This window comes from Spartinivicinus ruber, from assembly GCF_011009015.1.
GTDB classification, from domain to species: Bacteria; Pseudomonadota; Gammaproteobacteria; order Pseudomonadales; family Zooshikellaceae; genus Spartinivicinus; species Spartinivicinus ruber.
The window spans coordinates 5,929,290-5,941,794 of sequence record NZ_CP048878.1; the positions used below are offsets into that span (position 1 = coordinate 5,929,290).

13 protein-coding genes are annotated in these 12,505 nt (G+C 41.8%); 6 read left to right on the forward strand and 7 right to left on the reverse strand.

The window, feature by feature from the left end:
* Nucleotide 1: 1 nt before the first annotated feature.
* Entirely contained in the window at nt 2-256 is a 255-nt protein-coding gene (locus G4Y78_RS26690; RefSeq protein ID WP_163836002.1) for a hypothetical protein, read from the reverse strand.
* Between the two features lie 368 nt (nt 257-624).
* Between G4Y78_RS26690 and G4Y78_RS26695 the strand changes: the two genes are divergently transcribed.
* Together G4Y78_RS26695 and G4Y78_RS26700 are read left to right on the forward strand one after the other, a co-directional pair.
* On the forward strand, nt 625-1,080 hold the full coding sequence (locus G4Y78_RS26695) for a hypothetical protein (RefSeq protein ID WP_163836003.1): 456 nt from the start codon (nt 625-627) through the stop codon (nt 1,078-1,080).
* Nucleotides 1,081-1,374: 294 nt separating this feature from the next.
* Entirely contained in the window at nt 1,375-2,757 is a 1,383-nt protein-coding gene (locus tag G4Y78_RS26700) for an HDOD domain-containing protein (protein WP_163836004.1), read from the forward strand.
* Between the two features lie 20 nt (nt 2,758-2,777).
* Here G4Y78_RS26700 and G4Y78_RS26705 read toward each other — a convergent pair whose 3' ends face one another.
* The 4 genes from G4Y78_RS26705 to G4Y78_RS26720 form a co-directional block, all read right to left on the reverse strand.
* Complete coding sequence (locus G4Y78_RS26705) at nt 2,778-3,302, reverse strand: hypothetical protein (RefSeq protein WP_163836005.1); 525 nt, start codon at nt 3,300-3,302, stop codon at nt 2,778-2,780.
* Nucleotides 3,303-3,435: 133 nt separating this feature from the next.
* Nucleotides 3,436-3,819, reverse strand: a complete 384-nt coding sequence (locus G4Y78_RS26710) for a helicase (protein ID WP_163836006.1) — start codon at nt 3,817-3,819, stop codon at nt 3,436-3,438.
* Between the two features lie 142 nt (nt 3,820-3,961).
* On the reverse strand, nt 3,962-4,243 hold the full coding sequence (locus G4Y78_RS26715) for an HU family DNA-binding protein (protein ID WP_163836007.1): 282 nt from the start codon (nt 4,241-4,243) through the stop codon (nt 3,962-3,964).
* Between the two features lie 470 nt (nt 4,244-4,713).
* A complete protein-coding gene (locus G4Y78_RS26720) occupies nt 4,714-4,881 on the reverse strand; it encodes a rubredoxin (RefSeq protein WP_163836008.1) in 168 nt (55 codons plus the stop codon).
* 175 nt (nt 4,882-5,056) lie between these two features.
* Between G4Y78_RS26720 and G4Y78_RS26725 the strand changes: the two genes are divergently transcribed.
* The 4 genes from G4Y78_RS26725 to phoR all read left to right on the forward strand — a co-directional run bounded on the left by G4Y78_RS26725 (nt 5,057) and on the right by phoR (nt 8,759).
* Entirely contained in the window at nt 5,057-5,662 is a 606-nt protein-coding gene (locus G4Y78_RS26725) for a chorismate--pyruvate lyase family protein (protein ID WP_163836009.1), read from the forward strand.
* A 28-nt stretch (nt 5,663-5,690) separates the two neighbouring features.
* Nucleotides 5,691-6,566, forward strand: coding sequence for a 4-hydroxybenzoate octaprenyltransferase (ubiA, locus tag G4Y78_RS26730; protein WP_163836010.1), 876 nt, complete (start codon nt 5,691-5,693; stop codon nt 6,564-6,566).
* Nucleotides 6,567-6,741: 175 nt separating this feature from the next.
* Nucleotides 6,742-7,431 carry a phosphate regulon transcriptional regulator PhoB gene (phoB, locus tag G4Y78_RS26735; protein ID WP_163836011.1) on the forward strand — a complete coding sequence of 230 codons (690 nt, stop codon included), beginning with the start codon at nt 6,742-6,744 and terminating at the stop codon, nt 7,429-7,431.
* Nucleotides 7,432-7,433: 2 nt separating this feature from the next.
* Nucleotides 7,434-8,759, forward strand: a complete 1,326-nt coding sequence (gene phoR, locus G4Y78_RS26740; protein WP_163836012.1) for a phosphate regulon sensor histidine kinase PhoR — start codon at nt 7,434-7,436, stop codon at nt 8,757-8,759.
* A 41-nt stretch (nt 8,760-8,800) separates the two neighbouring features.
* On the opposite strand, the gene G4Y78_RS26745 is transcribed toward phoR, so the two are convergent.
* Complete coding sequence (locus G4Y78_RS26745; RefSeq protein ID WP_163836013.1) at nt 8,801-9,739, reverse strand: response regulator; 939 nt, start codon at nt 9,737-9,739, stop codon at nt 8,801-8,803.
* A gap of 178 nt (nt 9,740-9,917) precedes the next feature.
* Nucleotides 9,918-12,392 (reverse strand): EAL domain-containing protein, encoded by a 2,475-nt coding sequence (locus G4Y78_RS26750; RefSeq protein ID WP_163836014.1) that lies wholly within the window; start codon nt 12,390-12,392, stop codon nt 9,918-9,920.
* Nucleotides 12,393-12,505: the final 113 nt, after the last annotated feature.

Genomic DNA, 12,505 nt, shown 5'->3' on the forward strand with positions numbered 1-12,505 from the left:
TTCAATGCGCATGTACCGGCCTGGTGGCTCTTCTCTTCTGCCGTTTCAAATTAGGTTTGCTAGGTTGTTGTACCCAGGCACCTTTTAGTTTAGCCAGGTCATATTTAGGGAGTGGATTAAACTGGTCACTTATTTCACCAGCAGTTTGGAATATAACCAAAGAGACTAAGATGATAGGTAGCCCCCAAGAAGCTCCTTGGGATAGCGCCACTACGCCTAATAGCAATATTACAGTTGCCAGTGTTTTTAGCATCATAGTGACTACCTCCTTAGCGCACTTCAGGGTATCTCTAAAAATGCACTTTTTAAAGACACCCTTTTGTTCTATTTTAGCACACTGATAATCACAATTATGATTAATTGGTAATATAGCTATCACAGTTAATTTATACCCTTCTCTTTGGCTATAGGTTGGTTTATATAAATTAATTTTGTTGGATTGTAATACTCCTGGTTTTTTTTAAATAAAAAACTTCCAACTATTTACTAACCAAACCCAACAACCATTTCAAGTTAAAACTCAACCTTCTAGCCCCCTTAAACTAAGGTCGAAAATCAATTTGCTACGTAAAAACTTTATAATTCGATTTCAACACAGACAAAACCAATCAATGGAGTGATTTTATGAAATTTTGCAAAACAAAACTTGCCTCTGTTTTATTAGCTTTATCTTGCAGTTTTGGCGTACAGGCAGGTGATAATATTAGCTACCAAGAAGCTGAAGCCAATCAGTTAATTGATTATTTACAAACACAAATTCCAGAACATATTAATGCCACTATTACGTATACTGAAACTAATGAAGACAGCTCAACATTAAATATCAATGTTGGTAATAATATTAATGATTTAATTGAGCCAAGCCCTTCCAGATGGATTAAAGCCAGAACCAAGTGTACATATTTTCATATCAATGCTGCCGAACGCAGTTGCTCTTTAGATGGTACTACGGTAATTGGGCGTGCCACTTTAAAGCGGGGAACTTACCCTCAAGCATGTAAAGCTGCCAAGAAAGCCGCTAACGATCAAGCACCACGAGGCTGTAGAGCTAAGCACTGTTCTCCTTGTACTTATGAATAGTTAACTATAATTGCTAGCCTCTAGTTTGAGGGGCTAGTTGACTCTTTCAACTCTTGTGCTGGCAGCAGAATATATAAATGCCAGCGATAGAAACCCTACCAGATCGAAACTTATCCTACTCTAAAACTTCATCTTTGGCTGCAAACCCATACAACTCACAACCGTAATCGACACAGGGCTTATATATTTCCTGCCTAATTGAGTCTTACTTCAGGCTGAATCACCCCAACGGTTATACCCGTCTACACTTATGTTACTGGAGATCTCCACCTAGCTAATAAAAGAGGACTTAACATGGCTATTCCAAAACAGGTACAGCAAATCTTGGATGACGAGCAAATCCGTTATCGTGTTGCTGATGTCAGTGACAGTCTAGAACGCCCTCCTAAAAGTGCTACTGCTGTTTCTGTTGTATTGGAAGATGATAAAGGCCAACTACAGATCATTTGCCCTCGGGACCATATGATCGACCTGGAGAAAATGAACGAGAAGCTGGGACGTAAGTTGATGGCTATTTCTTACCGAAGCCTACAGAAACTTTACAGCAACCATGGCTTAGAGGTATTACCTGCAATTCCTCAACTTACCGGACTGCCTGCCTTGGTTGAAAACAGTCTGTTGAGAAACGAATTTATATACATTGATTCAGGCACTCAGCACCAATATATCAAAGTTAAGGATGATGAGTTCAAACGAATAACCGGCAATGCCACTTTTATGGATATCACTACACCCGTAAGGGAGATCCACCAACGATTTCCCCAAGTGGAAGATGATATCCAGGATATTACTAATGCGGTTGAAAACTTTACGTCTTTAAGAATCAAGCAGCGGCTTGAGCAAACCATTGAAATTCCACCACTCCCTGAAACTGCTCAAAAAATAATTCAACTGCGAGTAGACCCAAACGCAGATATTCATCACTTGATTGAGGTTGTAGAAAAAGACCCTAGCTTAGCGGCACAAGTGGTTAGCTGGGCAGCATCACCTTACTACGCAGCACCAGGCAAAATTCGCTCGATTGAAGATGCGGTAATTCGGGTACTGGGCTTCGACTTAGTGATTAACCTAGCCATTGGCTTATCATTGGGCAAAACCTTAAACCCCCCTAAAAATGAGCCAGAGGGCTTCACCCCTTATTGGAAACAGGCTGCTTACTGCTCTTTAGCCGTTGAAGGGATGGTGAGAAAAATCCCTCCCAAACAACGCCCTGAACTCGGATTGGCCTACCTGGGGGGGCTTTTACATAACTTTGGCTATTTAGTGTTAGCTTTTGTCTTTCCCCCTCACTTAGAGCTTATTAATCGTTATCGAGAGGCCAACCCTCATATTAACTATGTGGATATTGAACGACATGTGTTAGGTGTTTCGCGAGATCAAATTGGTGGTTGGTTAATGCAAATATGGGATATGCCTGATGAAGTGGCTAAAGCCATTCGTTACCAAAATGATATTGAATATGTTTCAACCCATGCTGAATATGCCTACCTGCTCTATATTGCTTCACAGATGTTGTGTAAACATGGCATTGGCGATGGCCTGGACGAGCCTATTCCCGAGCACATGTTCAATACGCTTTCACTAACGCCCGGAGAAGCTGAAGAAGCAATTACCAACTTAATCGAGAAAAGTGAAGCAGTAGAGAACTTATATATGACGTTTAATTCCGTTGCCTAGCTCTGCTCCCTTCTACCTATCTAGAGTTTTAATGAAGCCAAAATCTGGTCAGTGGTCCAGTTTTGGCTTATCCAAATTGCCTGAGAAGAAAATAGAATAATCTGCTGAATGTCTTGTAACTTAAGCCAGTGCTGGCCATTTACCTGCTGATTAGCTCTGCCTACTTTACCCCTCGAGGATGTTTTTTTTAAAGGCTTACCCATCGACTGTTCCACCAGGTTCATTACATGCTCAAACCCAGGGAATTGCTGGTAACAGCTAGATATTATCGCTGGCTTTTCATCATCACTGGGGATGTTGGCAATGCAAGTTAAAATCTCCAGATAGTCGTATGGACCAAATGGCTCGATATAAACACGGCCTTTGCCGTTATATTTCTGCCAGATACTCGCCTTTGCCTTCATTGATAGAGACTTGGTAATGGGTGGCTCAGGCAGTGTTGGCAATTTCAGCAAGCCATACCAATACATCAGATAGGGTAGACAAACTAAACTGATACAAACTAGCAACAGCAAGATAATAATAAACTTAGGCAATGAAGTCATAATTTTGCATAAATATGTCAATATTAACTTCATCTTAATGCAACAGAACCACCCTCCCCGCTGATCCTGTCACAGCTTTAGCAGTAAATATTTAGTCCCCTTGCGGAAAAAAATAACTGAAAATTTATGATGTTTAGCTTTTGCCTTTCTTGCCCTTTGGCATCCAATATTTGGTTAGCCCCTGAAACCACATCACTTCTTTGGTATCGCCAATAATTTTCAAGGTTTGCTTTTGGATAGCTTTCATAAAAGCTTCTTGCGCATTAGAGGCAGTAAAGGTGGTAAAGCCCGTGTTGGCATCGGAAAATTCCAAGGTGAAAGCAGGGGCCTGGCACTCTCCCGAATGGCTCTTGATCAAGCCATTGTTAACAATAAAGTGTCTGGCAACCTGTCCATCGCGAGTTTTTATCTGAAAGCTAAGTTGCTTATCTGCTATTTTTTCCTTCAACTTTTGTTCTTTTTTACTGGCTCTTGACATTAAAAAGCCCATCATCCAGAGCAGTAATCTAAATTTCATAGCCGCTCCCATGGTCTGTATTGACTATTAAAGCTAATGACCACTTTTATAAATAGTTTTTCAGTTAATTGTTTATTTTTAGTTATTCTTGGCTAACCTGTTCGCGGCCTATTAAATCTGAACAAACTATTTAACAAGCTACCTAGCTATTACCATTAACAACATCTTTAAATGCCTTTCCAGGCTTAAATGCAACCGTATTGCTGGCTTTAATTTGAATGGTTTCACCAGTTTGGGGGTTTTTCCCTGTTCTGGCCCCGCGATGACGCTGTTCAAAAGTACCAAACCCGATAAGAACAACTTTATCCTGGCGATTGAGAGCATGAGTTATTTCATCAAGAATGGATGTTAATACCTGACCAGCCTGATCTTTGGTTAAATCTGCTTTATCAGCAATTGCAGCAACAAGATCCGGTTTGCGCATATAGTTCCCCCTAAAAAACAATTCGTTCTGGCTTAAGTTTACATTGAAAGACAAAAGTACAATTAGGCCAGACTATTACTTAGTTTAGACATAGCCTAAATGCTTCATCAGATCACAACAATTTGGGATTAGTTCAATGAAGTATCCAGGCTACTGATTATCAGAATTTGCAACTAAATAACAGACTGCAACTGCCTTTTAATATGTCTGCCCAGTCAAAAAAGCAGATTTTTATAGATGCCATTATTATACTTTTTAATGATTTATTTTTTTAGTTATTGCTTATTTACTTTACAACTTATACTACTAACGCTTTAAAATAATTTATCAGTTGATTGCGTTTGGATAAACACACACCTTAGCAAATTTTTTTAGATAAGTCGGCTATTTAGTCGTTTATTTCAACCTGGCGAAATGGAAGTTTTTGATTACATTTAGTTAACAACTACATGCATTAATACAATCCAAGCTCAACCAATTGCAATCATTTCAAAGTCCAACTTGCTTACTCCACAGTCTGGGCATAACCAGTCTTCTGGTACATCTTCCCAACGAGTACCAGGTGCAATGCCTTCTTCTGGCCAGCCTTCGACCTCATCATAAATAAACCCGCAAACCACACATTGCCATTTTTTCATGTCAGGCTCCTCACTTATCTCATCATTCAGGCGACTGAATCAGCTGTACTTCGCTTCAGAGCATCTCTCATAACTGTTTATGAGAGGTATCCTTCTATTCAAAACTTGCAACTGATAGCAAGATATCGCATTCTGCGCGCCAGACAACTAAACAGTATTAAGTAAAAACTTCATTGTGAGCGCATTATCCATTTTTGAAGCTGCCCAGTGGCAACGCCATCTTAACATACCTTCGCCCTGGCAAAACTGGCTAACTTTCACTGGTTCCCTCTCACAACGCTTGCAGGATACCTTTGAATCCCTGTCAGTCAAGTTGATCAGCCAGTGTTGGCAGCCTGCACTACCCTCTGAACAAAAGCTGCTAGGCATCCCAAAACAGCAATCAGCTTTTATCCGTGAGGTAATCCTCTATGCCAACCAACAACCTGTGGTATATGCCCGCACCGTAATACCTGCATTTACCGGCCTGCTTAGCTGTCAGCCGCTGCTTAGCTTGGATACTGAACCATTAGGCAGACTTTTATTCAATCATGCCAGCGCTAAGCGAAACCCAAACTTTACGTTTGCTCACTTTACCCAGCAACAGTTGCAAGTCTTGCCTGCGCCCTTAACAATAACGCCTCCAGCATTAACACCGTCAAGAATTAACCAAGACTGCTGGGCCAGACAATCAGTTTTTATTGTGAATCAACGTCAGCTAGCAGTCAGCGAACTGTTTTTACCCACTATTTTTTCAATGCAGCAATCTGTAAATAAACCCTTACAACACCAGCCAATGTAAAACGAGCTTATTCATAGTGACTAACAGGATGGAACTAACAGACAGCCCTACCAACAAGCTCAATGCCCTACTTAGCATCACCCGCTTAAACCGTCCTATTGGTATTTACCTGCTGCTTTGGCCCACTTTATGGAGCCTCTGGCTTGCGGCAAATGGCTTACCAGACTGGCACTTAATTATTATCTTTTGTTTAGGTGTAACAGTGATGCGTAGTGCTGGATGTGTAATCAATGACATTGCTGACCGAGACTTTGATGGTCATGTTCAGCGCACCCAAAACAGGCCCTTGATTACTGGTGATCTAACGGTTAAAGAAGCACTATGGTGCTTTGTTGTGCTCTGTGTTGTTGCATTTGTATTAGTGCTTTTTACCAATCTGCTAACAATATTACTCAGTTTTGGAGGCTTGGCTTTAGCAGTTTGTTATCCCTTTATGAAGCGCTATACCCATTACCCCCAAATTGTATTGGGGGCAGCTTTTTCCTGGTCGATCCCTATGGCCTATACTGCTCAAACTGGTGAATTAAACCATGCTATCTGGCTGCTGTTTTTGGCTAACCTGGCCTGGACAGTTGCCTATGATACGGCTTACGCCATGGTAGATAGAGACGATGATTTAAAAATAGGCGTCAAATCTACTGCTATTTTATTTGGGAAAGCTGATAAACTTATGATTGGCTTATTACAAATAATTACTCTAGCTTTGTTAGCAGGGGTAGGCTATTTATTTCAGCGTGGTTGGCTGTTCTTTATTGGCATCGGCTTGATGGCTGGATTGTTTATCTATCAGCAGTATTTAATCAAAAATCGTGATCGGTCCCAATGCTTTAAAGCGTTTTTAAATAATCACTGGGCAGGCATGTTTGTCTTTATTGGAATAGTTTGTGATAGTGCTGTTTCTTAGTTTTGCCTTTGTAGGTAATAACTAGGAATACTTCTCACTGTGGTATTGAGCCACAGTCATAAAACTCATGGATTGGTAACACTTTCAGGGCAGAGCCACAGGAATGTCATGCAAATGTAACATTAAGTCTGTGTAATGCTCTGCTGACAACTTGAAAGCGAGAGAAGGCTTGAAAATGGTTGGCAAAAAAATACTCATAGTGGACGATGAGGCCCCCATCCGGGAAATGATTGCAGTTGCTCTCGAAATGGCTGGCTACGAATGTCTGGAAGCAGATAACACCCAAGATGCGCATAGCATAATGATCGACAAGAAGCCCGATCTAATCTTGCTTGATTGGATGCTACCAGGAACCAGTGGAATTGAATTGGCAAGGCGACTCCGTCGCGATGAAATTACTGCCAATATTCCTATCATTATGTTAACCGCTAAAGGTGAAGAAGATAATAAGATTCAAGGGCTGGAAGTAGGGGCTGATGATTACATCACCAAACCATTCTCCCCCAGAGAACTGGTTGCCCGTCTAAAAGCAGTCCTACGACGCTCCGGTGCTCAAGAGCCACAGGAACCCATTCGGGTTGAAGGGCTAGAGCTGGACCCAATTAGCCATCGCGTTAGTATCAATGGCAAACCGACTGAAATGGGCCCTACTGAGTATCGCTTATTGCAGTTCTTTATGACTCATCAAGAGCGAGCGTACACCCGAGGCCAGTTACTGGACCAGGTTTGGGGTGGCAATGTGTATGTTGAAGAGCGTACCGTTGATGTTCATATTCGGCGGCTACGCAAAGCATTAGGCACAGGCCATGACCGTTTTATCCAAACCGTTAGAGGCACTGGTTACAGGTTTTCAACTAAGGCTTAACCGTGAAGGCTAATTGGCAGGGCGAAATTATTCAGCGGCTCGCTATTACTGTTTCAGTCAGCGTATTGTTTGGAGTAGTTATTGGAGAAGTAGCCTGGGTTTTAGCAATCGTTTTAGCTGGATACCTAAGCTGGACGCTATTACAGGTGTTTCGCCTCAGCCATTGGCTCCAGGAGAGTGAACATAATCACCTGGAACCACCTGAAAGTCGCGGCATTTGGGGAGATATCTTCGATGCTATCTACCGACTGCAACGCCGTGACCAAAAAGCCCGAGCCCGCCTCCAGGCAGTAATTGATCGGGTGCAAGAATCCACAGCCGCTTTAAATGACGCAGTCATTATGGTCGACAACCAGGGCAATCTGGAGTGGTGGAATAAAGCAGCAGAAGCCATGCTTGGCTTTAAAAGCCCTATTGACCAGGGCCAGCTCATTACAAACCTGATCAGAGACCCAGCTTTTACTAAATACTTCGATAAAAAAGACTACCAAGAAGCCCTTGAAGTCTCTTCTCCCATCAATGATCAGCTCATCCTACAGTTCAACATTACTCTGTTTGGTCGCAATGACCGCCTGCTACTGGTCAGAGACATCACCCGGTTACATAACCTGGAACAAATGCGCAAAGACTTTGTGGCCAATGTTTCCCATGAGCTAAGAACACCCCTGACAGTAATAAGAGGTTATCTGGAAACATTACTGGATAACGCTAATATTTTGCCTGAGCGCTGGATTCGGGCTTTACAACAAATGCAGCAGCAATCCGATCGGATGGAAAATCTGGTTAGCGATCTACTACTGCTATCAAGACTAGAGACCAGTGACCGGCAAACTGATTTGAAGCCACTGTATTTACATAAAGTCCTGTTCAATATTGTTAATGATGCAAAAGCATTGAGCGGGGATCGCTGTCACCATATTCAGCTGGTTTGCCCAGAAGAAGCGAAGCTGTTCGGGCACGACCGGGAGTTGCATAGCGCCATTTCCAATCTGATTTTTAACAGCGTTAAATACACCCCCGCTGAAGGACAAATTGATGTGCATTGGTGGGAAGATGAGAGTGGTGGACACTTATCAGTAATGGATGACGGAGTTGGGATAGATCCAAAACATATCCCTCGCCTTACCGAACGATTCTATCGAGCAGATCCTAGTCGCTCAATCAATACAGGGGGAACCGGGCTGGGCTTAGCCATCGTGAAGCATGTATTGATACGCCACAATGCCCGGTTAGAAATACAAAGTGAGTTAGGTAAAGGCAGCTGCTTTATCTGCCACTTCCCACCCTCAATGATCGCCAGTGAAAACAGCCCAGAATTGGTGGAATAAAACCTAAAAAGAAGTTCACCGTACCTAAAGCGAAGGGAGTATCACCAGTATTTTTTTCCAGACCCAGTGGCAATAAACTTCGATAAATACTCAAATTTTTGCGGATCTTCATCAACAAACACCACAGAAATCACAATGTTTTCTGCGTTGGCATTCTTTTCTGGTGCTTGCAGGGTATGAATTAGGCAATTTATTCGCGCAATATCTCCCTCAGAATCGTTCTGTTGCAAGTCTATTACGGCTGTATCCAACAACTGTGGAATGCCATGTTGCCGACTAGCAATCACTTTCGCTTCTTTAAGGCTTATATCCTGAATTTCACAAGGAATGGTTTTATCATGCACCCGCAACTGTGCAGGGCCTTTGGTTGGCTTTTTGGCTGCCTGTGGTTTAGCGGCTGCTTTTCCTCCAGTTAAAGCCGCAACTGATCCTGCTTGAGTTGGCGCTTTTTGTGGTGCTGCTTTTGCTCCAGGTTTGGCAGCAGCTGATTTTCCAGATTCACCATCTAACGACTGTGCTCCCAATGCAGAAATAGACCCTTGGGAAACGCTAGCCTCAAGTGCACTTTTAGCAGCTTTCCCTTCTAAGACATTAGATGGAAGGCGCTTGGAAAGCACTTTTATCACTTTTTTTACTAGCTGCTCATTAGAAAAAGGCTTGCCAATATACTCGCTTACCCCAGCCTGAATGGCCTGCACCACATTCTCTTTGTCGCCACGACTGGTCACCATGATAAAAGGGGTTTTATTGTACTGATATTCATTACGCATCCACTGCAATAGCTCCAGGCCACTTAGCTCCGGCATTTCCCAGTCACACAGCACCAAGTCGTATTCACTTTTCTCTAACATGGACATGGCTTTTTTGCCATTAATCGCTTCCTCAAAAATAAAGTGAGGAAAACGATCTTTAACTGCTTTTTTTACCAAGTCCCTGATGAAGGATGCATCATCAACGACTAACAGCTTCACTTTTTTCATTACTACGCCAGCCCCTTCGGGCTATATCCAAAAAGCTTGTCTATTGAGAATATAGACCAAATAGTCAACAGCCACTGACTGAAACTTACAAACACAAGCGGAACAAGCTTAATAAAGCAGAATATATTGCTCATATTTGTTTTCTGCAAAACGTTCATTATCTAACACAATATTCAGGCTAGCCTGACTTAATCAGCGTTCTCTCACTGTGATTTGCCAAAAAATCTCCCATCTCTTTTGGCGGCAATGGCTTACTCAATAAATAACCCTGAATAAAATCACAGTCATGAACATGCAAAAAGTCCCTCTGCTCTCTTGTTTCAACCCCTTCTGCTGTCAAACTGATCCCAAATTGCTTAGTCATAGCCACAATAGCTTTGAAAATAACTTTACTTTCACTGTTTTCAGGAATTTCATCAATAAAGCTTTTATCAACCTTCAAGTTATCAATCGGCAATTTTTTCAAGGCACCCAATGATGAATAGCCCGTACCAAAGTCATCCATTGCGATGCCTACACCTTGGCCTTTAATTGCTTGAAGCATTTCAAAAGAGACATTTCCCGATTGCATAATGCTGGTCTCTGTTAATTCTAGGGATAAGTATTTAGCCTCAAGCCCTGTTTGTCCGAGTTTGTCTGTTACCAGTTGGCTAATATCCACTCTATTAAACTGAATATTGGATACATTGACAGCTACTTTAATTGGTTTAAAACCCGCTATTTGCCATTCTTTTGCTTGCCTACAGGCTTCTTCTAAAACCCACTCCCCAAGAGGTACGATTAAGCCAGTTTCTTCAGCTAATGGAATAAAATGAAAAGGTGGAATTAAACCTTTGGTTGGGTGATCCCAACGAACCAGAGCTTCACAACCAATTAGTTCACCTGTTTTCAGCTCTAACTGGGGTTGGTAATGCAAAATCATTTGCCCTTGTTCAATAGCTTTTCTCAAGTCAGTTAACAGTTCGTGACGCTCCATTGCTTTGGCCGTCATTGCATTATGGTAAAACTGATAATTATTTTTACCCATGCTTTTAGCGTGATACATCGCGGTATCAGCGTGCTTTAATAACTCCCCTGGCTCATCACCATCATCGGGATAAACAGTAATGCCTATGCTTGCACCTAAATGATAGCGCTGCCCTTTTAAAATAAAGGGGTGGGATAGTGCTTCAAGAATCCGTTCAGCTACCAGGCTGGCATCCTCCCCTTTAGCCACACCATTGAGCAAAATAGTAAACTCATCGCCTCCCAACCGAGACACACCTTTATCCGGGTCATCAATAGTTTCTTCAAAGTCGACTATATTGCGTGAGATTAAATCTTCAGTCCGCAGGCAAAGTCGCAACCGATTTGCAAAGGTTTTTAATAAATCATCCCCTGCATCATGGCCTAAGGTATCATTAACCACTTTAAATCCATCAAGATCAATAAAAAGCAGGGCAAAACAAAGCTTCTGCCGCTTGCAATGAGCAATGGCACGACTAAGTGACTCAATAAACATATTGCGGTTGGAAAGACCTGTTAGGCTATCTTGATAAGCAATTTTATGCAGGGCAATTCCAGTTTCACGCAAGCTATCGCGCATATCGTTAAACGCTTTGGCTAAGTCACCAATTTCATCTGTTTGACTGGTATCAATGGCAACTTTCATATTGCCATCAGCAATATTTAAGGCCGCTTGTTTAAGGTATAAAATGGGGTTAACAATTAAACTATTTAAAATCCAATACAACAGAATCCCACCCACTAACATGGTGCCAAAGGTGATTACAGCCACTACTACCTCAACTCGTTGAGTAATTGCATGAACATCGGCTTCCGGCCAAACAGCAATGAGATTCAGATTTTCAGCTAGTGGTACTAAAGACAGATAAGATTCATTATTGGCAAATTGCGCTTTCAATGTTTCATTGACCTGGCTTTTCAATTGGCTGAATAGTGCTTTATCTTCCACAGTTTTATCAGGCTTAGGGGTATATAAAATCCTTCCCTGGCTATCAACCAAAAACATATAGCCATTGTTACCAATTCGCGCTTGCTGCAAATATTGCAGCAGCTCACTGGTTTCTACAGAAATAACCAAATAACCACGTAGTTTTGCTTCAGCAAATAGCGGATCAATAGACTGGTCAGCTAAGCGAATGGCTTTCGCTACCAATAATGCCAATTTCTGTGTATCGGGATGTAAGGTAAAAAATGCCTGCGTGTCCTGGTCACTTTCCTTTAACCGACGAAACCAAGGCTCTCCTCCCTCTTGATCTGTTTGGTTGGCAATCGGCTCCCAGGTTGAACGAATATCTTCAAAGCCATCAGGCATTAATAAGCGAATTTCAAAATGATCAGAATAAGTGTTTTGGTAGTTTTGAAAAACCTGAAGTAACGGGCGATAAAGTAGTTGATAACGCTTATTTTCATCTAATTGAAAATATCGTTTTAGTAAATTGGTGGTAGCCAATAAGCTGATATTGCCGATACTCACCCGCTGCAAATGATTAACCTGGGTTTTTACCTCTTTTATTTTAAGGGTCATTTGATCAAGCGTTTGATGCTCATAAAGCCGTTTTATTTCCTTATAAGCTAAAAACCCTAGCAGTAAGACAGGCAAAACTACCGTAGGCATCAACAACAAAATTATTTTCGCCCTTAACTTCATGCTGGTGGGTGCTTTTCATTAATGATGATTACTAAATCTTTACAAAAAAAGTTTCTCAGTATCAGTATATTAGCTCCAATTCCACAATCACGCTTTGTTATACCTTTGTCGAA